At 69.3% G+C, this 19897-nt stretch carries 17 protein-coding genes and 2 pseudogenes; 14 read left to right on the forward strand and 5 right to left on the reverse strand.

What is annotated here, in order from left to right; all coding sequences use genetic code 11:
- Positions 1 to 10 precede the first annotated feature (10 nt).
- Complete coding sequence (locus ACZ63E_RS19725) at positions 11 to 1021, reverse strand: helix-turn-helix transcriptional regulator (protein ID WP_465337586.1); 1011 nt, start codon at positions 1019 to 1021, stop codon at positions 11 to 13.
- A gap of 10 nt (positions 1022 to 1031) precedes the next feature.
- Here ACZ63E_RS19725 and ACZ63E_RS19730 point away from each other — a divergent pair, with 10 nt between their 5' ends.
- The 3 genes and pseudogenes from ACZ63E_RS19730 to ACZ63E_RS19740 form a co-directional block, all read left to right on the forward strand.
- Positions 1032 to 2438 (forward strand): FAD-dependent oxidoreductase, encoded by a 1407-nt coding sequence (locus ACZ63E_RS19730; protein ID WP_465337588.1) that lies wholly within the window; start codon positions 1032 to 1034, stop codon positions 2436 to 2438.
- A 30-nt stretch (positions 2439 to 2468) separates the two neighbouring features.
- A pseudogene (locus ACZ63E_RS19735) lies at positions 2469 to 2606 on the forward strand (helix-turn-helix domain-containing protein); the annotation flags it as partial.
- Between the two features lie 382 nt (positions 2607 to 2988).
- Positions 2989 to 3201, forward strand: a pseudogene (locus tag ACZ63E_RS19740) (SDR family NAD(P)-dependent oxidoreductase); the annotation flags it as partial.
- A gap of 229 nt (positions 3202 to 3430) precedes the next feature.
- Here the strand turns inward: ACZ63E_RS19740 and ACZ63E_RS19745 are convergent.
- Together ACZ63E_RS19745 and ACZ63E_RS19750 are read right to left on the reverse strand one after the other, a co-directional pair.
- Complete coding sequence (locus ACZ63E_RS19745; protein WP_465337590.1) at positions 3431 to 4162, reverse strand: anti-sigma factor domain-containing protein; 732 nt, start codon at positions 4160 to 4162, stop codon at positions 3431 to 3433.
- Entirely contained in the window at positions 4119 to 4733 is a 615-nt protein-coding gene (locus ACZ63E_RS19750) for an RNA polymerase sigma factor (protein WP_465337592.1), read from the reverse strand. Before ACZ63E_RS19750 ends, ACZ63E_RS19745 begins: the two co-directional genes overlap by 44 nt.
- A 155-nt stretch (positions 4734 to 4888) precedes the next feature.
- Between ACZ63E_RS19750 and ACZ63E_RS19755 the strand changes: the two genes are divergently transcribed.
- The 7 genes from ACZ63E_RS19755 (at position 4889) to ACZ63E_RS19785 (ending at position 10506) form a co-directional block, all read left to right on the forward strand.
- On the forward strand, positions 4889 to 5719 hold the full coding sequence (locus ACZ63E_RS19755) for a DUF4397 domain-containing protein (RefSeq protein WP_465337594.1): 831 nt from the start codon (positions 4889 to 4891) through the stop codon (positions 5717 to 5719).
- Positions 5716 to 6378, forward strand: a complete 663-nt coding sequence (locus tag ACZ63E_RS19760) for a class F sortase (RefSeq protein ID WP_465337596.1) — start codon at positions 5716 to 5718, stop codon at positions 6376 to 6378. Before ACZ63E_RS19755 ends, ACZ63E_RS19760 begins: the two co-directional genes overlap by 4 nt.
- Before the next feature lie 436 nt (positions 6379 to 6814).
- Entirely contained in the window at positions 6815 to 6943 is a 129-nt protein-coding gene (locus ACZ63E_RS19765; protein ID WP_465337598.1) for a hypothetical protein, read from the forward strand.
- A 246-nt stretch (positions 6944 to 7189) separates the two neighbouring features.
- Positions 7190 to 7657: a peptide-methionine (R)-S-oxide reductase MsrB gene (gene msrB, locus ACZ63E_RS19770; RefSeq protein WP_465337600.1), complete on the forward strand. Its 468-nt coding sequence runs from the start codon at positions 7190 to 7192 to the stop codon at positions 7655 to 7657.
- Positions 7654 to 8205, forward strand: a complete 552-nt coding sequence (locus tag ACZ63E_RS19775; protein WP_465337601.1) for a molybdenum cofactor biosysynthesis protein — start codon at positions 7654 to 7656, stop codon at positions 8203 to 8205. The genes msrB and ACZ63E_RS19775 overlap by 4 nt, the downstream gene beginning before the upstream one ends.
- Before the next feature lie 67 nt (positions 8206 to 8272).
- The gene (locus ACZ63E_RS19780) at positions 8273 to 8899 is read left to right on the forward strand and encodes a TetR/AcrR family transcriptional regulator (RefSeq protein ID WP_465337602.1); all 627 of its coding nucleotides are present in this window, start codon (positions 8273 to 8275) and stop codon (positions 8897 to 8899) included.
- Positions 8896 to 10506 carry a carboxylesterase/lipase family protein gene (locus ACZ63E_RS19785; protein WP_465337603.1) on the forward strand — a complete coding sequence of 537 codons (1611 nt, stop codon included), beginning with the start codon at positions 8896 to 8898 and terminating at the stop codon, positions 10504 to 10506. Before ACZ63E_RS19780 ends, ACZ63E_RS19785 begins: the two co-directional genes overlap by 4 nt.
- A 19-nt stretch (positions 10507 to 10525) precedes the next feature.
- Here ACZ63E_RS19785 and ACZ63E_RS19790 read toward each other — a convergent pair whose 3' ends face one another.
- Entirely contained in the window at positions 10526 to 11761 is a 1236-nt protein-coding gene (locus ACZ63E_RS19790; RefSeq protein ID WP_465337605.1) for a hypothetical protein, read from the reverse strand.
- Between the two features lie 305 nt (positions 11762 to 12066).
- Between ACZ63E_RS19790 and ACZ63E_RS19795 the strand changes: the two genes are divergently transcribed.
- The 3 genes from ACZ63E_RS19795 to ACZ63E_RS19805 all read left to right on the forward strand — a co-directional run bounded on the left by ACZ63E_RS19795 (position 12067) and on the right by ACZ63E_RS19805 (position 14167).
- Positions 12067 to 12675, forward strand: coding sequence for a hypothetical protein (locus tag ACZ63E_RS19795; RefSeq protein WP_465337606.1), 609 nt, complete (start codon positions 12067 to 12069; stop codon positions 12673 to 12675).
- A gap of 145 nt (positions 12676 to 12820) precedes the next feature.
- A complete protein-coding gene (locus tag ACZ63E_RS19800) occupies positions 12821 to 13447 on the forward strand; it encodes a hypothetical protein (RefSeq protein ID WP_465337607.1) in 627 nt (208 codons plus the stop codon).
- A 219-nt stretch (positions 13448 to 13666) separates the two neighbouring features.
- A complete protein-coding gene (locus ACZ63E_RS19805) occupies positions 13667 to 14167 on the forward strand; it encodes a hypothetical protein (protein ID WP_465337609.1) in 501 nt (166 codons plus the stop codon).
- Here the strand turns inward: ACZ63E_RS19805 and ACZ63E_RS19810 are convergent.
- Positions 14158 to 17190, reverse strand: a complete 3033-nt coding sequence (locus ACZ63E_RS19810) for a S1 family peptidase (protein WP_465337610.1) — start codon at positions 17188 to 17190, stop codon at positions 14158 to 14160. The genes ACZ63E_RS19805 and ACZ63E_RS19810 overlap by 10 nt on opposite strands.
- Before the next feature lie 804 nt (positions 17191 to 17994).
- Between ACZ63E_RS19810 and ACZ63E_RS19815 the strand changes: the two genes are divergently transcribed.
- Positions 17995 to 19830, forward strand: coding sequence for a DUF262 domain-containing protein (locus ACZ63E_RS19815; RefSeq protein ID WP_465337611.1), 1836 nt, complete (start codon positions 17995 to 17997; stop codon positions 19828 to 19830).
- The last annotated feature ends 67 nt before the right edge of the window (positions 19831 to 19897 follow it).

The raw sequence follows: 19897 nt of genomic DNA on the forward strand, positions 1-19897 counted from the left end.
GGCAAGCGACCTAGCCTGGCGAGTCCGCGTCCGCCGCGACAGCCCTCCATCGCTGCATCAGGCGGCGGCAGGCCTGGACCAGCTCCGGTGGCTGCACGTGGGTGAGATCGGCGTCGAAGGTGGCGAGGATTCCCGCGATGCCGGCCCACGACCAGGCGCCGATGCTGACCCGGCAATGCCGCGCGTCGAGGTGTTCGACGACCGATCCGCCGGGAGCCCAGCGGGCCACGGTCTCGGCGGGCAGGTTCAGGTGCGCGGTGCCGGTGCACTGCCAGGCGGCCGGCGTGTCGCCCCGCTCGTGGCTCGTCATGACGAAGTGAGCGACGTCGCCGCCGGGGAGCTCCCGCGCGGCGAACGAGGAGCGCGTCTCGGCGCGAGCGTGAAGGCGGTCGACTCGGTGGACGCGCCACCGCTCGTCGGCGACGTGGTAGGCGACCAGGTACCACCGTCCGGCCCACACGACCAGGTGGTGCGGCTCGATCCGGAGCGCAGGCGTGAAGCCGGCATCCCGTGGCTCGGCGCGTGAGCCGTCGGCGCGCAGTTCCTCCACGGTCAGCACGCGGCGGCGGCGCACCGCATCACCCACCGTCTTGAGCGCGTCCGAGTCGATGGGCGGAGCCGGGAACTCCCAGTAGTTCGGCAGCCTGGTCAGCCGCAGGGACTCCATCGCGGCCCGCAGCCGGGCCGGCATGACCTGCTTGAGGGCCTCCAGCGCCCGGGCCGCGTCGTCTCCGAGACCGAACACCGTGCGGGGTGCGGTCTGCAGGGCCACCGCGACCGCGAGGGCTTGGTCGTCGTCGAGCAGCAACGGCGGAAGCGCGTGACCGGCGCCGAGCCGGTAGCCGCCGTCGGGACCGTGGACGGTGGCGATCGGATAGTCCAGCTGCCGGAGCGTCTCGATGTCACGCCGGATGGTGCGTTCACTGGCGCCGAGCCGGCCGGCGAGCTCGCCGAGCGACCACTGCCGGCGGGCCGCGAGCAGCGACAGCAGTCGCAACGCCCGCCGTGAAGTGTCCGCCACGAGAAACATCATGCCCGGTCGAGGCCACTCGGTGTCCACTACTGGTGCGAGAGTCGCCGCTGAGGGGCAGCAACCAAGAGGGAGTCGAAACAGGATGCGTGTTGTCGTAGTCGGGGGCGGAATCGGTGGCCTTGCCCTGGGTGCAGGTCTGCGTCGCCGGGGGTTCCGGGTCACGGTGTTCGATCGCGACCTCGAGGTGGCGGCGACCGGTGGATACCACATCACGTTGGACGAGCGCGCGCAGTCGGCGTTGCGGAAGCTGATCGCACCGCAGATCTTCGAGCGGCTGCTGGCGTCCGCATCCGCACTGCGCCTGCGGGACAGGGATGCGTTCTGGGACCGGCGCGGGCGGTTGCTGGGAGAGGGCCCTGACCTCAGCGGTGAGTCCGGTGTGGACATCGACCGCGTCACCTTGCGGACTCTGCTGGCCGAAGCCGTCGGCGACGACCTCCACCTCGGCCACGAGGTCACCGGCGTCGATCGCGCCGAAGACGGCACGCCCCTGGCCAGGTTCGCCGGCACCCCGGCCGTTCCGTGCGACCTGCTGGTCGGCGCGGACGGGACCCACTCCCTGGTGGCTCGTTACCTGGCAGGCGGCCCCACCAACGCACCAGCGGGCATCGTCGGCTTTTCCGGGCGAACGTCCTTCGAGGCTTTGAGCCCGGGCGAGCAGCAGCGGCTCGGACGCCGATCGGGGCTGGCGATCGGCCCTCGTGGAGCGGCCCTCTACGTCGGCTTCCTCGACCCTGCCGGCAACGCGGTGCTCGACGCGCCCGGCCTGCGGATGGCGGTCACCACCGGGCCCACCTACATCTGGGGCGCCATGTTCCCCGAGTCCCCGGCCACGGACTCGCTGCGCGACCTTCGCGACGCCGGCCTGCGGGACTCGCTGGCGGCCAGGTTCCGCGAGCTGGGCTGGCGCGGGCACGCACTCGAGGTGATCACCCGCGCCGATCCGGGGAGTGTAGCCGCGTTCCGGTTCAACGCCGCCTCGACGCGAGCCCGTGACCTGGCCCCGTGGCCCGCCGGTTCGATCACCGCTCTCGGCGACGCCGTCCACGCGACTCCCCCGACCGCCGGCATGGGTGCGGGAGCTGCCATTCGCGACGCCGCCAGCCTGGTCGAACACCTGGAAAGGGTCGCCGCCGGCACGACCACACTGACCGTGTCCATCAGCCTGTTCGAGGCAGCGATGCGGGCCCGCGGAAGTGAAGTCCTCACCACGGCCATGAAGCCGGTGCGGTGGATTCTGGCCACCGACACCCCGCTGGGCGCCGCGGCCACCTTCGCGGCCACCCCGGTCCTGGCTGCGGCGAGACGGCTCGGAAGGTGGGTGTCGCAGAGCTACCCGGCCGCCGAGGGGGCGGCCTACCGTCGGCTGCGGCAGGAACGGCGTGCGGAGGAGGTCGCGACATGACAAAACGGCAGATGGCTCCTCGTTTGGGCGATTTTCTCCGGGCGCGGCGAGGTCGCGATGCTGGCCGGGGTGAGCACGGACTACTACGTCCGGCTGGAACAGGGCCGGGACCGGAATCCCTCGTCGCGGGTCGTCCAGGCGCTCGCTGACGCGTTGCTCCTGGACGAAGAAGCGACCGCGTACCTCCGCGGCCTGGCAACGCCCGCGAAACCGAAGCGGACACGGGCGGCGCCGGAGCTCGTCTCGCTGCTGAACACGTGGACCACCACTCCTGCCCTGCTCTACGGCCGCTACTTCGACATCCTGGCCGTGAACCCGCAGGCGCAGTCGTTCTACCGGGACTGGCCGAGGATCGCTGTGGGGCCGGCACGACGTGCGAGCGAAGACCGCGACGACCAAGTCGTGGCAGCAGCCCGAAATCCCGCGGCCGTCGCCGAGCATCTGTCACGGCACGGCGGTGCGCTGCTGACTGTGCCGCTCGACGTCACCGACCCCCGCTCAGGCCGAGGCAGCCGTCGCTGCGGGCGTAGCGCGTTTCGGCCGGATCGACGTGTTGGTCAACAACACCGGCTACGGACTCTTCGGCGCGGTGGAGGAAGCTTCCGGCTCGGAAGTGCGGGATCTCTTCGACACCAACGTGTTCGGCCTGCTCTCCAGCGCCGGTTTCGCGTCCGGAGCGGGACGCGGCCTTTACAGTGCCTCGAAATTCGCCGTCGAAGGGATCAGCGAGGCCCTGCGGGCAGAACTCGCCCCGCTGGGCGTCCACGTCATGATCGTGGAGCCCGGCTCGTTCCGCACGGACTTCTTGACCAGCACCAGCAAACGCCGCACCGGAACCGCCGCTTCGCCTGCAACTGGGCAGCGACTGCTTGCGGCTGGTGGAAGACAAGCTCGCCACGGTGGCCACCGAGCTCGCGCAGTGGCGCGAACTGGCGGAATCCACTGACTTCGCCGACGAATGATCTTTCTTCGCCGGCCGGCACATCGCCCGCTCAGGTGCCGAGTTTTCCCTGCAACATGCTGACGCCGTGCTCCTGCTGGCCGAGCTCCTGCACGGAAACGTCGACAACGGGATAACTGCTCAAGGCCAGGTTGGGCGGCACCGAGACGTCGGCTTCGGTACCCGCAGTCACCCCGAGGGGAATCATCGTCTTGGCGCCGTCGTACAGCCAGATTTCGTACAGCCCGGCCGGAGCCGGCATGCCGGTCAGCTGGACCTGCAGCCGCAACGAGCCTGTTCCGGTGTCGACGATCCGGACCCGCCCGGACGCGCCGGGCGGGGCGGATTCCTGAGGGCTCAGCTGGGCTTCCGCAACGATCCGGTCGTTCTCACCACCAGCGTTCACGACGATCAAGGTGCCGGCCACACCGATCGCCGCGGCGGCGGCCGCGACGACCGTATAGCGCGCGCCGCGGGAGATCCGGCGGCCACTTGTGCGTTCGACGCCCGCCGGCCGGCGCGAGTGGACCTGCCCGCCGTTTTCGTTCGACGGTGGCCGGGTCGCCTGACCGGTTTCGGCGGCGATCCGCTCCCAGACGGCTTCCCGCACCGGCGGCAATGACGTTTCCGTGATCGTCTCGCGGCCGAGCCCCGCGACGGCACGCAGCGACTCGATCTCGTCGCGACACTCGGCGCAGCCGTCGAGGTGGGCGGTGTCCTCCGGTTCGAGGTGCTGTTCGTCAAGGGCGAGCAGCACGAGCCGATCGGGATCCGGGTGCGACATCGTTCACCTCCTCCGGGGTGCGGTCGAGCTGAGAGCGCAGGTTCTGCATTCCACGCCGGAGGTGGCTCTTCACCGTGCCCAGCGGCAGTCCGGTTTGCTCGGCTATCTGAGTGTGGGTCAGATCAGCGTAGAAGGCGAGCTGGAGGACTTCCCGCTGCGGGTCGGGCAGCCGGGTCAGGCCGTCGACGACGACCAGCCGGTCGAGCACGCGTTCCGGCGACTCGGCCGCGGCCTCCTCCGTCGGCGCGACCGCGGCGACCGCGGCACTGTCCCGCTGCTGGCGGCCCCGGGCACGCAGCAGGTCGACTACGCGCCGTCGCGTGATCCCCAGGAGCCAGGCCAGCAACCCGGCCTTGTCCGGGTCGTAGGTGTGACGGCCGCGCCACGCCGAGACGAAGGTCGCCTGCACGACGTCGTCGACGTCGGCGGAATCGCGCAGGCTCGCCCTGGCCAGGCGCTGCACCGCGGGTCCGTGGCGGTCGAAAACCGCGCGCAACGCATCCGGCTCGCCCGCGGCGAACCGCCACGCGAGATCGTCGGCTGTGCCGCTCGTCACGGCATCTTCGGACACGGACGACACCCTAGCCGCCGGCGGAGGTGAGGCGACACCGTCGATCGTCACGTCGGAGAGGGCATCCGGAAAGAAGACTCACGCCGCTGCATCCGGCCGGGCGGTTCCGGACGAATCGACAAGCACCTGGAACGTCGGCCTCGAAGGAGCAGTTGATGAACTCCGCTCTGCGTTCACTCACCCTACTGGCCTCGGCCGGGATTCTGGCCGCGCTCTCGACCGTCTCGCCCGGGGTGGCGGCGGCAGCCGCCGAGTCGATGGTGTCGGTGGTGCACGGCATTCCCGGTCAGCCGGTCGACGTCTACGTCAACGGGAAGAAGACCCTCGACAACTTCCAGCCGGCCGCCATCGCCGGACCGCTGAGCCTGGCCGCCGGCACGTATGACGTCGCGCTGACCAAACCGGGCGAGGCGGCGACCAGCGCGATCCTGGAGAACAAGAGCCTCGCGGTGCCGGGTGGCAAGAACCTCAGCCTGGTCGCGCACCTCGACACCGCGGGCAAGCCCGCGCTGACCGCGTTCGTCAACGACACCGCGATGATCGCCGCGGGCCAGGCCCGGCTCGTGGTCCGGCACACGGCCGCCGCCCCCGCCGTCGACGTCCGGGCCGCGGGCAAGCCGGTGTTCCCCGGTCTGACCAACCCGAAGGAAGCAATGGCCGACCTGCCGGCGGGAACGGTGAGCGCCGACGTGACGCTCGCCGGGACCGGCACCGTGGTGCTCGGCCCGAAGGACCTGGACCTCGCGGCGGGCACTTCGACCATCGTCTACGCGATCGGCTCGGCCGACGCCAAGACGCTCGCGCTCACCGCGCAGACGATCAAGGACCTGGGTGGTGCACCCTCCTCGATGCCCACCGGCACCGGCGGACTGGCCGCCGACGACGCCGGCGCCTGGTGGTCGACGCTGTCCGTGAGCGGTGTCCTGCTGGTGCTCCTCGGCGTCTTCCTGCTGTTCCGGCGGCGCGCGGGCAACCCGGCCCGGTGAACCGGGATCGACGCAGCGGCGCGTCCCGGCAGTTCGCCGGGACGCACTGCCCCGCGGCTGTCGCACTCGTCACCGCCGGTGTGCTGGCGGTAGTGGCCGGCACCCTGCTGGGCAACCGGGCGGACTCACCCGGCCCCCCGGCCCCGATCGTGACGCGGCTGGAGGCGCCACCACCGACCGAACCCGCACGGCCGGCCACCCCCGGAAAACCGGCCGTGCGGCCGGTGCGCCTGACCATCCCCCGGATCGGCGTCACGGCGAAGGTCACACCGGCGGGGGTCGACCGGACCGGCGCCTTTTCGGTCCCGCCGAGCGTCGACACCGTCGGCTGGTACCGGTTCGGGCCGGCGCTGGACAGTCCGGCCGGCTCGCTCGTCATCGGCGGCCACGTCGACAGCGCCACCACCGGACCCGGCGCGTTCTTCCGGCTGCGTGAACTCGACCCGGGGGCAACGCTGTCGCTCACCGGCGAGGACGGGGCGACCCGTTCGTTCGTCGTCGTCGCGCGCGAACAGATCCCCAAGGACAAGATCGACCTGCAGCCGTACTTCGCCACCACCGGCAGGCCCCGCGTCACCCTGTTCACCTGCGGCGGTTCCTTCGACCGCACAGCCAGGAGCTATCGGGACAACATCGTCATCACGGCTGTTCCCGGGTGATGTTTCCCCGCGGTGACTGACGCGCTCGGCAGCGGAACCGCTGGGCGACCGGTCTGCAGTTGGGCCTGTTCATCGTGTTCGTGGGCGCGGTCGCCCGGCGCGTGCCCGGTCCGCCCCCGCCCGGACCGTGACCCTCGCCGCCGGGGACCGGTCCCCACGGTGTTCCGCTAAGAAGAGAACGAGACCGGCCGTCCGGCGGAGCGAGGTGGGAATCGACGTGGTGAGGAAGCGTGGCGGTCCTGGCTTCGACGGTCGGCCCCGACACCTACGTCGACTCATCGTCCACGGTGGACGTCTACACCAACGTGGTGGGAGGAACCGGGAGAAGACCAAGGCGGGCATCGGACTCGCGGTCGAGGACTACTCCGAAGGCCGGCTGCCGTCCTCGGTGCGAGTCTTCGACAACCTCTCCACCGGCAAGGCAAAAGGATCCCTCGTGATCGATGCCGACCGGTTCGCCGGGACGAACGTGCTGCGCAACAAAGTCGTCGCCGGGCCGTTCACGGCCGACCACAACCGCCCGGCGGGCGCGGGCTACGACATCGGCGCATACGAACGGAACTGACGACACCCGCCGGAAAACCGGTCTCCCAGCCGACGGCTCGCCGTTCATCCCAGGCGACGGGCCGTTCGGGCGCGGGGGCGTCCGTCCGGGAACACCCGGCCGGGCGTCCCCGGACGCCCGCTGCGGCGGGGAGGGCCTGCGCCTGTCGGAATAGAGCGGGTACGCCGCACGTCTGTACAGCTGTACGTCCAGGTGCGCTTCACCTGGCGCCCCAGCTTCGCGCCGCAAGGCGGGGAAGGGAGAGCTGTGTCCCAGCAGGCCAAGTACCACAAGAGTCCGGACGCCGTGTCGCAGCTGGCTCCGGAGCAGTACCGCGTGACCCAGCAGGACGGCACGGAACGTCCGTTCGCGAACGCGTACTGGGACAACCACGAGCCGGGGATCTACGTCGACGTCGTGTCCGGCGAGCCGCTGTTCGCTTCGGTCGACAAGTACGACAGCCGGTCCGGGTGGCCGAGCTTCACCAAGCCGATCGTCAAGTCGAACGTCGTCGAGCGGGAGGACTTCAGCCACGGGATGATCCGCGCAGAGGTCCGCTCACTCCACGGGGACAGCCACCTCGGCCATGTCTTCGACGACGGCCCGCTCGACCAGGGCGGAATGCGCTATTGCATCAATTCCGCGTCGTTGCGGTTCATCCACCTCGACGACCTGGAAGACGCGGGCTACGGCGACTACCGCACCCTGTTCACCAGCGACACCGACGGGCAGTGAGAACGGCGGGCACGATCTCGGCCCCGGTGGAGATCGTCGCGCTGCTGGTCTCGTCCGCACACGCCTTCGAAGGCCGTCCTGCGGACGGCCCGCGGCCCGACCCGGAACCCGTCGAGCGCGCCGAGGTCGCCGTGCGCGCCACGCTCGGGATCGTCGGCGACCGGTACTTCAACCAGCCCGCCCACCGCCGCGCCGCCGTCACCCTCTTCGCCGCCGAGTCGCTCGACGTTCTCGGACTCGACGTGGTACCCGATCCGCACCTGGCGCGACGCAACATCGTCCTTCGCGGGTTTCCCGTTGACGAGCTGGCCGCGCCGCGTGGCGGAACCGGAGCCGTTTTCGGCCTCGACTCAGGGGCGGGCGAAGTCCGTTTCCAGGCCTACCGCCCGGCCCACCCGTGCGCCTGGATGGACGTGGTGCTGGCGCCCGGCGCGTTCCGCGGCCTCCGCGGGCGCGGCGGCGTGCGCTGCGCCCCTCTCGATGACGGAATCCTGCGAGTCGGTCCCGCGACCCTCACCGTGGTGCGCTCCCCCGCGGGCCTGACGTAGCTCCCGCCGGGGACACGAGATTACGAACAGGGCTGTTCGATTCCGAATAGGCCTGTATGGTGAGCCCATGGCAGCAGCCGGCGAGCCGACCGATCGCACCAAGCGGCCCTCGTTCATCCGCACGGCCAGGCGGGCCCAGCTGGTCGAGTGCGCGATCGAGGTGATCGCGCGTGACGGCCTGGAGAACGCCTCCACGGTCGTGATCGCGCAGCACGCGGGCGTCAGCAGGGGCGTGCTGACCCACCACTTCCGGGACCGTGCCGACCTGATCGACCAGGTCCTGCAGACCGTGTACGAGCTCGGTGTCCGCGAGGTGGGACCGGCCGTTGCCGCCGCGGAAAGCCCGCGGGACGCGTTGCTGGCGTTCATCGGAGGCAGCGTGGACTTCTACGCCGCCTACCCGAACCACGTCGCCGCGCTCGGCGAGATCTTCGGCGCCGCACGGCACACCGATGCTCCGACCCGCCCGCAGACCGCGGCGCACAACCAGGAGATGACCGACGTCCGGGAGGTCCTGCTCGCGGGACAACGCGACGGTCAGTTCCGTGACTTCGACGCCGACCTCATGGCGTCCACCGTCCGCGCGGCGCTCGACGCGGCCGCGGGACACCTCTCCCGAGGCAGCCGAGCAGACCACGTACGCGGCGAACTGCTGCGCACGCTGGATGCCGCCACCCGCAAGGAGGACACGTGAAACGCACCACCACAGCCTTTTCCCTTGCCTTGGTCACGCTGGCGAGCACACTCGTGGCGTGTTCGTCCACTCCCGGCACTCCGGCCGCCGAGGACTCACCGCTGACCGTGCAGACCACCAGCGGCAGCCTGCACGGCCTGAACACACCCACCGCCAGGGAGTTCCTCGGTGTGCGCTACGCACAGCCCCCGGTCGGGGCGCTGCGCTGGCAGGCACCCCAACCCGCGCCTGCGGCACCGGGCGTCGTCGAAGCGACCAAACCCGGGGCGGCGTGCGCGCAGGCGTCCACGCTGCCCGGTGCCGAACCCTCGGCGGCCGAGGACTGCCTGTTCCTCAACGTGACGACACCCCGCCGGATGCCGGCCGGCGCGAAGCTGCCGGTGATGGTGTGGTGGCACGGTGGCGGCTTCACCTCCGGCTCCGGTGCCGCCTACGACGCGCAACGCCTCGCCTCACGCGGCAACGTCATCGTGGTCACGGTGAACTACCGGCTCGGCGTGTTCGGCTACTTCGGACTGCCCGGCCTCGCGGGCTCCGGCACCTTCGGGCTCGCCGACCAGATCGCGGGCACCGGGTGGGCGAAGCAGAACGCCGCCGCGTTCGGCGGTGACCCCGCCAACGTCACCGTGTTCGGGGAATCCGCGGGCGGCATGTCCGCCTGCGCGTTCCTGACCTCCCCGGCGGCCAAGGGCCTCGCGCAACGGGTGGCCATCTCTTCGGGCTCGTGCCTGCTGAACTGGCCCGCCGGCGTCATCTACCCGGGCCTGCCCGCCGACACGCCGTACAAGCCGCTGGCCGTCACCGAACAACGCGGCGACGCGGCCGCGAAGACGTTGGGCTGCAACGGCTCCAATCCGATCGAGTGCCTGCGCAAGCAGCCGGTGTCCGCGTTGACGAAGCTCAACACGGACTTCTCCAATGGCCTGACCTACGGCACGGACCTGCTGCCCGAGGCGCCCGCCGACGCGCTGCGGGCGGGCAAGGTCGCCGACGTTCCGGTGCTGTCGGGCGGAAACCGCGACGAGCACAACGCGTTCGTCGCCGGAGACATCGCGGCCGACCCGACGACGATCACCGCGGCGACCTACCCGGCACTGGTCCAGGCCGCCTACGGCGCGGCGGCTCCGCAGGTGCTGGCGCGCTACCCGCTGAGCAGGTTCCCGTCGGCGCCCGCGGCCTGGGCCAAGGTGACCTCCGACAGCACCTGGGGCTGCCAGACGCTGTCCGGCAACCGCGCGATGGCCGCGAAGACAAAGGTGTACGGCTACGAGTTCGCCGACCCGAACCCGCCGAACATCAACGGCAACGTGGTCCCCGGCCTTCCCCAGGGCGGCGCCGCCCACGCCACGGACCTGCCGTTCCTGTTCGACCTCGGCGGACGCAACCTGGTGACCGACCCGGCGAAGGCCCAGCTGGCCGACACGATGATCGGCTACTGGAGCAGCTTCGCCCGCACCGGCGTGCCGACCGCGCCAGGTGCACCGGCCATGCCGGCCATGAATCCGGACTCCAGCTCCGTTCTCGCCCTGGCACCCAACGCAACCCGCGCCGACGACACCTCGGCCACCCACCAGTGCGACTTCTGGCAGACCACGCAACCACACTGACGAGGAAGGCTCCGACCGGTCAGCGGCCGTGCCACTCGCCGCGATCGGTGAGGTAGGCGCCGGTGGGCCGCATCGTCGTCCTGTCAAGCGCGTTGAACCGCTTCGTGTTCGCGTCCCACTTCGCGAACAACGGGAACAGCGCGGAGCGGTGTGTGCGGTAAGCCATCACGATCTCGTTCACCTTCTGCGCGGCGCCCGCGCCGAGGATCACGCTGTGCTGCAGGGCGTTGGTCCGCCGGGCGGCGAGGTCGGTGTCGTCCGCCATCACCTCGTCCTCGCCGCGCGCCCGCTGGACCCGGCCGGTGACGCCGTAGCGGATCTTCGGCGGGTCCTCCGGCCGCTCGCTCACGTCGACCAGCGTCGTGTGCATGTCACTGCCCTGGGCGAACCGGAGGTGAGTGAACGAACTGCGCTTGCCGCGCAGGTCGGTGACGTCCGGGTCGCGCAGGGTCGTGATCGCGTGGAAGATCTGCGCGTCGTCCTCGGTGGGCACCGGCATGAACACCACGATGGAGTCCTTGTACGGCTTGAGCTGGCCGAGAACGGTCAGCGACTCCTTCGTGCTGTCCAGCAGCGTCGCGCTCAGGTCGTGCAGACCGAGCTCGTCCTTCCGGCGGCGCCCGGTCTCCGGGTCGAAGAAGTTCGTGGGCACCAGCCGCGCCAGGATGCCGCCGGCGCCCCGGTCCAGCACGATCTTGCGGCTGCGCGCCGGGTTCTTCCGGTCGAACTTGTTCTGCACGGTGAACGTGCCGCCCATGACCGACGTCGACCCGATCTGCCGCGCCGACATCCGGTTCTGCGAGAAGGCGGTCTGCCATGTCTCGGCCGCCTCGGCATCGCGCACCCGCGACCACCACGCGTCGATCTCGCGCTTGCGTCCGGCCCACGTGTCGCCCGCGCCCCCCAGCTTCGACAGGCCCAGCCGGAGCAGTTCGGCCTCGGTGGCCGCCTGCGCGGCCGCCCGCCGCTCGGCCTTCTCCTTCTGCTCGGCGATCCAGAGGGGGTCGTTGCGCTGCCGGAGGACGACGTCCATCTCCTTGAGCGCGACGTCCTCCACCCACGGCGCCCGGCCGCGGCCGAGGATGCCGCGCAGCTCGGTCAGGTCGGGGACGGACAGATCCGACGTGGAGGCCAGGTACTGCATGACCATGACGCCGTCGACCATCTTCTCCTCTCCGGTCGTCACCAGGGCCGCGAACCTGGCCTTGTCTCCGTCCTGGATGCCCTTGCCCCACGCCGAGCCCTTGATCAACATCTGCGGTCCGCTCCTCATCGCCCCGTGCCGGTCAGCCGTGACGGGTGTCGCCGGGGGCCGCGCTTCTGTTAACCGCCGTCCGGACGGACAACCCGGTCGGCCGAGCCGGGCAGGCAGTCCACCGAGATCTCAGGTACCAAGCGCTCACTTTGTGGCGATCTTGGGGGACGTGTCCCCGACCGAGCAACGGCAGGTTCGACCAGCTCGACTACGCAGAGTCGAAGCCTCCGCAGGGGAGGCGACATGTCGCACCTCCCGCGCGGCCGGTCTGGACAGGCGCGCCCCGCCGACCTCTGGCGCAGCCGGTGTCCCAACCAGGCATCGCACAGTGGACCTACGGCCTGTGCAGCGTCGACGGCTCCGGCCGCGTGTCCGAACCGGCGGTCCTGCGCACCCTCGGCTGGACGGCGGACGACCGCATGACCTGCGCCGAGCACCAGGCGAAGCACGCGATACGCCGTGACGTGGCGGCCCTTGTGCTCGACGAACTACACGACCGCTGTGGCCGGCCTCCCGGCGACAAGGACGAATACCGCGAAGCTGGAGAGGCAGGCCCTGACATCGTCAGCTCGACCTGCGGATACGTTCGGACACGCTCGCGCCGATCCCGCCGTCGGGATGGCCGCGCGGCAGACGCTTTATTCGGCACCAACCGCAACAACAACCGATCAATCACGGCCGACATCATCGCTCACCAGCGAGCAATCACCACGCAAGGCGCACTCTTAGTGTCGACAAACTGCGGTGGCACAACGCTGCCCACCGCGAACGCCGCAGCCGCGAGCATGAAGATCGAGTTCGGCAAGTGCTCACTCAGGCTGCCGACAAGTCCGCCAGTCGTGCCGCTGACGTCGAGAACATTGATGTGGACGCGACATGCGGCTGTAACGGGCACCGGAACCAGACCGATCTAATCCGGTGTACAACATGAGTCGATCGTGCCCGAAGGCAGGTGAGTTCGAATTTCCTCGGCCCTTACTTCGGCGCGTCTCGCAATCGTCAAGAGCGCCCGAGATGTGAACGCGTGCGACCGGACCGCGACGATAGGCGAGTGACCTGATGCCCAGCAGGCAAGCATACAACGCGTCCACCATTGACTGGTCGCGCCTCCGCGCCTACGCGCGGCGTGTCGCCCAGGAAACCCGTAAAACCGCCGAGAAAGACATCTCCTACACGATTACTGAACACAAGACCGTTACGAAGCGAGTCGAAGTAAAGTACGGTCTTTTCAACATGTTCACGAAGTATCAAAATAAAGAAGAGGAAATCACGGCCAGCAGGCAGGTCGACGTCGTCGGACGTCACTGGAAACTGGATCAGCGCCACCACCACATCCGACGCATCACAAAGGAGCGGACCTACACGGTGGAGGAGACCACTCACGAGAATCACCATATCGTCCTGCTCGCGGACGGTAGCCTGAAGAAGGTCGTCCTGATGGAAACCGAGGTCCTCAGCACCTCTCACGGCCGCACCTCGCACTTCGCCACGAACGAGCACAGCTTGTCGGACCCGGACGCCTCTGACATCGAGGCGATGGACTTCGAGAAGATCCACTACGAGACTAGCCCCGACCGCACGGGCACCAAAGCCTGGGGCGATCGCGAACCCGGGAGCCGGTTGCTCAACCACGCCAAGGGTGTCGGCGTTACCAAGGCACTGAAGCGATTGTTGCCAAGCTCGTAGCGAAGGTGCCGGTCCAGGTGAGGGACCTGCTTTCCGCTCGGCAAGCGAGTCAGGTAATGGATCCTCCGGGCAGTACCGGGCCCTCGTGGTCAGTTCGTCCGGCGCAGGGGTTCGTCCGGCTCGGCTCATCAAGGGACATCGGGCCGCACTCCGGATTCGGTGCGGGGCCGAACAGCGATCTAAGCAGCCGTGACACCGCTGCTTGAAGGGACACCCACCATGCCGGACCACCAGACCACCGCGGAGAACGTGAAAGCACCCGGGCAGTGGACGTGGCAGTTCTGGACCACGATTGGGCTGGTGGCTGTCTTTGCCGTGTTGATCGCAGTGATGTTCACCTATGCGGACGGCAGTGAAACGCTGTGGCAACGTCGGGTCTACCTCTTCAGCGCGCTGGAAGCGATCGTCTTCACCGCCGTCGGCTGGCTCTTCGGCCGCGAGGTGCACCGGTCGGCCGCTGAAACCGCGCAGAAGGATGCGGCCGGCGCCAAGCAAGAGGCGAGTGACGCGAAGGCCGAGGCGCTGTCCGAAGTGCGGGAGGCCGAGACAGCCAAGCGGCAGGCCGCCGAAGAGAAGCTCAAGGGCAGGTTGGTGCAGAGTGCGGTGCGCAGCGCCGTTTCGACGGCGCCCGGAAACGGCATGCGGGACGTGAGCGCTTCGGGGCAGGGCGAGCCGCCGCTGCACGCCCTCGCGGCGCTGCTGGATGAGCTCTACGACTGAGCCATCGTCTTCAGGATTTCAGCGCGCCGCATCCGGGCACGCTGCAGGCCGTCGCGGTTGCGTGGAGTGTCCGGCAACGACTCCCGTTCCGCGATCGCTTCTTCGGCGTCACGCAGGGCTTCGTCCATCCGCCCGAGCGCCGTCAGGCATCTCGACCTGCGCAGCAGGGAAGTCGCGAGGCTGTCGGCTTGCCGGTGGGGCGAGTCGGGCGCCGCGCGCTTGATGGTGATCGCCCGGTCCACCGCTTCGAGTGCAGCCGCGTGCTGGCCGACATCGCAGAGCCGGGCGGAAAGGTTGTTCAATGACAAGGCGAAAGAACGCTGGTAGCGCTCCGGGGCGACGTAGGCGAGCCGCTCTCGGATCCCGACCGCCTCCCGCGCCAGGTCCAGCGCCCGGTCGGGGTCGGCCGACCCGACGTAGGCCGCCTGGTTGTTCAGCGACATCGCCAACGCGGGCAGGTAGGCGTCCGGGTACTGCTCGGCCAGCCGACGCCGGAGGTCGACGGACTCCGCGATGGTCGTCAGCGCGCTCTCCCGGTCACCGCCGCGTGCGAGCCGGACCGCCAGATTGTTCAGTGACAGCGCCAGGCTCGCGACGTCGCCTTCGGCCTCGCCGGCGACCTCCCGTTTGATCCGCACCGCCTCCCGGATCGTGCCCAGCGCGTCCTCGCCGAGCACGGCCAGCCGCACCGCCAGGTTGTTCAAGGACTTGGCCAGTTCCAGCTTCCGTCCGGCGTTGCCGTCCGACGCCAGCGTCATGTTCAGCTCGACTGCCTCCTTGGCGAAGTCGGCGGCCTCGCCGGACCGGCCGAGGTTGCCCAGCCGGATGCTCATTTCTCGCAGCGACTTGGCGAGCGGGATGTTCGCGACCGGGTCGCCGGCCGCCAGCTGCCGGTGGATCTCGAGTGAGCGTCCCGTCTGCTCGAATGCCTCGTCGTACCGCCGCGCAGAGCTGAGCCGGATCGCGTACCGGCTGATCAGTGCCGACCGGTCGGCATCCGGCAGGTCGTCCGCCAGTTCGACGGCGCGTTCCGCAAGCTCCAGGGCCACGTCGCCCAGCGAGATCGAGACCTCCGGAATCCGGCGCTCGACATCAGCGAGCGCGATCGGGTCGGTAATGCCGGGTGAGGCCGTTTTGAGGATCGGCACCACGATGGCGGGTTCGCCGCCGTCGATCGCCCCAGCGACGGCGGCTCCCAGCCGGCCGGTCACGTCTGCCAGAACGCTGTCGGCCAGCAGTTCCGCCAGCCGCGGGTGCCGAGCGGCCGCCCGGGCGAGCACGATCCAGATCCGCTGGGCCTGACGGGTACTCGCGGCGGTGAGCACCGCGTCGAGCAGGTGTGGCCGGACGCCGAGGCAGCGGGCGACATGATCCTCACCGAGCCGGTCGGGTTCCAGCGGATTGAGCCACTGCTCGCCCGGGTACAGCGTGCGCAGCCAGGCGCAGTACCGGCCGAAGTGGGCCGCCGGGAACTCGGGCACCGCGGTCAGCAAGGTTCGGGCTTCCGCGCGGTCGTCGGCCGCGGCCAGCGTCACCGCGCAGACGATGTCCGCGAGCAGGGTGGTGTAGCTGTCCGGCAGTTCGGCGGCCAGCGCTGTCTCTCGCCAGTACCGGGTCTCGTGGTCGAGCAGGCGCGTGCTCGGCTCACCGAGGGCTCGGCGGGGCACCTCGCCGGCGCCGTTCAGCACGGTGCCGAGCGCGTCCACACAGATAGTCAGCGCGTGACCCTGTGTCGGGGCGAGCGGAGGAACAGGCTCTGGCAGAACCAGTTTCGCTGCGAAGGCTCCAGCCGCCTGAGTCCACAGTGTCCACCGGTCCTCAGCAGTATCCGCCAGCGGCGGAAGGTGCCAGAACGGCGCGGCCTCCAGGAACAGGGCCACCGTATCCGGGCTGCGTTCGCGCAGGCGTTCTGGCCAGTCTGCGTCCGAGCGGGCGAGCAGCAGCACACGCACGTGGTGCTCGCCTGGCGCCGCGATTTCCGTGCAGAGCCGGATGAGCTCTGCTTCGCGGCTCTCCGCGTAGTCGACGATGATCAAGACTTTCCCAGTTACGGCGCGCAGGCGAGCCAGTGCACTGGCCGGGGCGTCGCGTCGCAGGAACCCCGCGATCGCCGTGCCTTGCGCCGTCGCGGCGCGGCAGAGTTCGAGCGCCAGGCGGGTCTTCCCCTCGCCGCCCCGGGCTGTGATGGCCGAGACCGCGACGTGCCCGGGCTGGTTCTGCCACACCGCGAACTGGTCCATGACGTCCGTCCGGCCGAAGAACGGGGTAACGCCGTAGTCGCTGCGCAGCAACAGACTGGGCGGGCACGGTTCGGGCAACCTGCCCGGCGACGTCAGCACCTCGTCGATCAGCCCAGGCCAGTCCTCCGCGCGCCGCAGCCAGTCCAGGTCGGGCTCGGGGACGGCCACCGCAGGGCGCACGGCACGCAGCTCTTCGAGAACGCGCGGGCTCGGCACGATCAGGGCGCCGAGGGCGCTGCCCACGTCGCGGCTCGTCCGCAAGAGGCCTGCCACCCTGCCGGTCCGCACATTCAGGGCGGGGCTGCCGCTCATCCCGGGCACGGCCTGCCCCATCCCCAGCTTGACGATCTCCTCGGCCTCGGTCCGCAGCTGCCCGGTGACCCGGAACAGTTCCGACTCGACTCCACCGCCGAACGCCAGACTCGTACCGTGGACGAGGACTTCGTCGTCGAGTTCGGGCGGTGACCGGTCGAGCAAGACGCACGGGTGCGGCGGAGCGTCATCGAGCCGAACGACCGCGATGTCGGGTGGCGGGTGCAGCCCGCCGCCCGTCGGCCCGGCCGGACAGACGTGCACGACGACGCCCTGGTAGGACAGCCCGCCCCAGCCGACAATGACATGGGTCCCGGCGCCGCCGCGCACGAGGTGGGCGCACGTGACCACGATACCGGGGGCCACGAAGAACCCCGAGCCCTCTACCACGCCGTTCACCCACACCACCGCTGTGGCACCCGCCAGCAAGTCCGCGAGGGCGCCGAGGCGGGCCGATGCCAGTTCCGTCACGCACGGAAGTCGTTCGGGGTGGGGCTCGCATTACTCTCGGGAAAATCTCATTTTCGACGGTCAGTCGGTGCCGGCGCTCTGGTGGCGAGCGGCTGCTCCCGGCCATCAAGGCCGTTGGGCTGGCGGCGTTGAGCCGATCCAGGCGTCCAGGTGCCGGCGCCGTTCGCCTCCCTGAAGTCGGCGGTTGTGCCTTGGCCTGCCTACGTGTTGCTGGAGAAGCTTCCGGCGCCGACGGACGGCGTCCGCCGGACCGGCTGGTGTTCGACCTCCTCGTCGCCGACGGGCTCGCCGCATACGCAAAACGCCGGGTGCCAAGGGAATGCATCGGTATCATGGCATCGACACCGGCGGCGCCGTCGGCCTACGCCAAGAGGCCGGCACAGCGGCTCGCTCGGGAGACACCGGAGTCCGTGGACAGCGGTGGTCGCGAAGGCCCAGCGCACCGGCCGGGCGTTCGTCGACTGCGGGTCGAATGCGTCGTCGGTGGCGCCGACCGACACCGCGAGTCCACCCAACAGACTCCATATTGTTCCACTTGACACAACGACCTCGCGCCGGCCGGCAATTCTACTCGAACGGGTCATCTACAGAATTTCGCTTCTGCCACGGCATCCTCATCCGTTGATACGGTGCCAGTTCGCGCTGCAGGTCACGGTCCTTGCCGACATCAGCTTGGGCTCGCAGGTGGACCTCGCGGCGCCGGCGTACGGGTGATCCGCCGTGGTCTCGGGCCAGCGGCGACCGGCGGCAATCGGAAAGGGCCGCTAGGCTTCCTGATCGCACCCAATTGCCGTACTCCGGGGGATGTCGTTCGTGGAAGCCAACACGCTGACGCCGCAGAAGCTGTTCGAGCCGCAGGTCCGCTACGTCATCCCGGTCTTCCAACGCCCCTACGTCTGGGACTTCGAGAAACAGTGGGAACCGTTGTGGGAGGACGTACGGGCAGTGGCCGAGGAGGTGCTCGAAGCCGGCCAGCGATCGACGCCGTCCGAGGTGACCGCACACTTCTTGGGTGCCGTCGTTCTCGATCAGCAGCCCAACCCCGCCGGTTTTATCCAGGTCAGGCACGTCATCGACGGCCAGCAGCGGCTCATCACACTCCAGCTACTGCTCAACGCCACGCGTCAGGTCGCAGCAAAGCACGGCCGACCACGGGACGCGGCTCTCCTGACCACCTTGGTCCGGAATCCCGAGCATATTGTCGACAGCGACGACGAAATCCTCAAGGTCTGGCCGATCAACGCCGACCGTGCTGCCTTCCAAACCGCGATGGACGATGACGAGGCCAACGACACGAGCGACCATCGTGTCAGCCAAGCCATCGTCTTCCTGCGTGAACGCATCACCAGCTGGGCGTTCGACGCCGCGACCGACAACAACAGCGCGCCGTCCGATCGGCTGCGCGCGCTCACCATGGCCCTCGCCCTCAACCTCAAACTCGTCGTCATCAACCTGGAGCCGGCGGACAACGCTCAAGCGATCTTCGAAGCCCTCAACGACCGCGGTGCGCCGTTGCTAGCGGCCGACCTGGTCAAGAACGCCGTCTTCCAAGCCGCCGAGCGGCAACACCTGGACGTCGACAAACTCGATCGCGACTACTGGGACACGCTGTCCGGCGACTTCTGGCGCGAAGAGCAGCGGCAGGGCCGGCTGAACCGGCCGCGGATCGACATCTTCCTGAGTTACTGGCTGACCATGCGGCGCGCACACGTCGTCCCATCCGACCGCGTCTTCACCGACTTCCGTGACCACGTGCTGCAGCCAGCCGAAGACGTTCTGCCCGTCATGGCCGACCTGCAGGCCGATGCGAAGACGTACCGGCGCCTGTCCGACTTCCCACCGCATTCGGTCCCAGGCACCTTCTACTACCGGGTCATCCAGGTCATGGACATCGCCGCGACCATGCCACTACTGCTCTGGCTGGCGCGCCCAAGTTCGGGAGTGCCCGAACAGGCCCGCGACCAAGCACTGACCGCCCTCGAAAGCTGGCTCGTCCGACGCATGCTCTGCCGACTCAGCATCGCCGACACGACCAACTTGGTCGTCGAACTCCTCCGACGGCTGCGCACAGCCGACCCGGCCGACGCCGGACAGATCACCGAGACGTTCCTTGCCGAGCAAACCGCCGAAACCCGCCGCTGGCCAACAGACGAAGAAGTCATCGACTCAATCCGGCGCATCCGCTTCTACAACGCCATGACACCGCGCCGCCGCGGACGCATGATCCTCGAAGCACTCGAGGACAGCTACCGATCCCCCAAGACCGAAGAAGCCCACTGCCGACGCGGCGACCTCACGATCGAGCACCTCATGCCCCAGAGCTGGGAGCAGTACTGGAGCGCGGGCTACCCCTCCGACCCTGCCTCGATCCAAGATCGAAATCACCGTGTGCAGACCCTCGGCAATCTGACGCTGGTGACCGCCCGGCTCAACCCCCTCATCTCGAACAGTCCGTGGCCACCGACACCCGGCGCTCCAAGCCCCGAGGGAAAGCGCGCCGGCATCAGCACGCACAGCGTCCTGCTCCTGAACAAGCGACTCGTCGACGATCACCTCGACGAGTGGACCGACCAGGCGATCGCGGATCGAACAGCGGATTTGGCGCAGCGAATCACAAGGATCTGGCGGCTCCGCGCCTAGCTCCGCTCGACTGAAACAGCCCGCTCGCATGGAAACACTTTGGCGGGATACCCATGACGGGATATCG

The sequence above is a fragment of the Amycolatopsis sp. NPDC104819 genome (assembly GCF_055583145.1).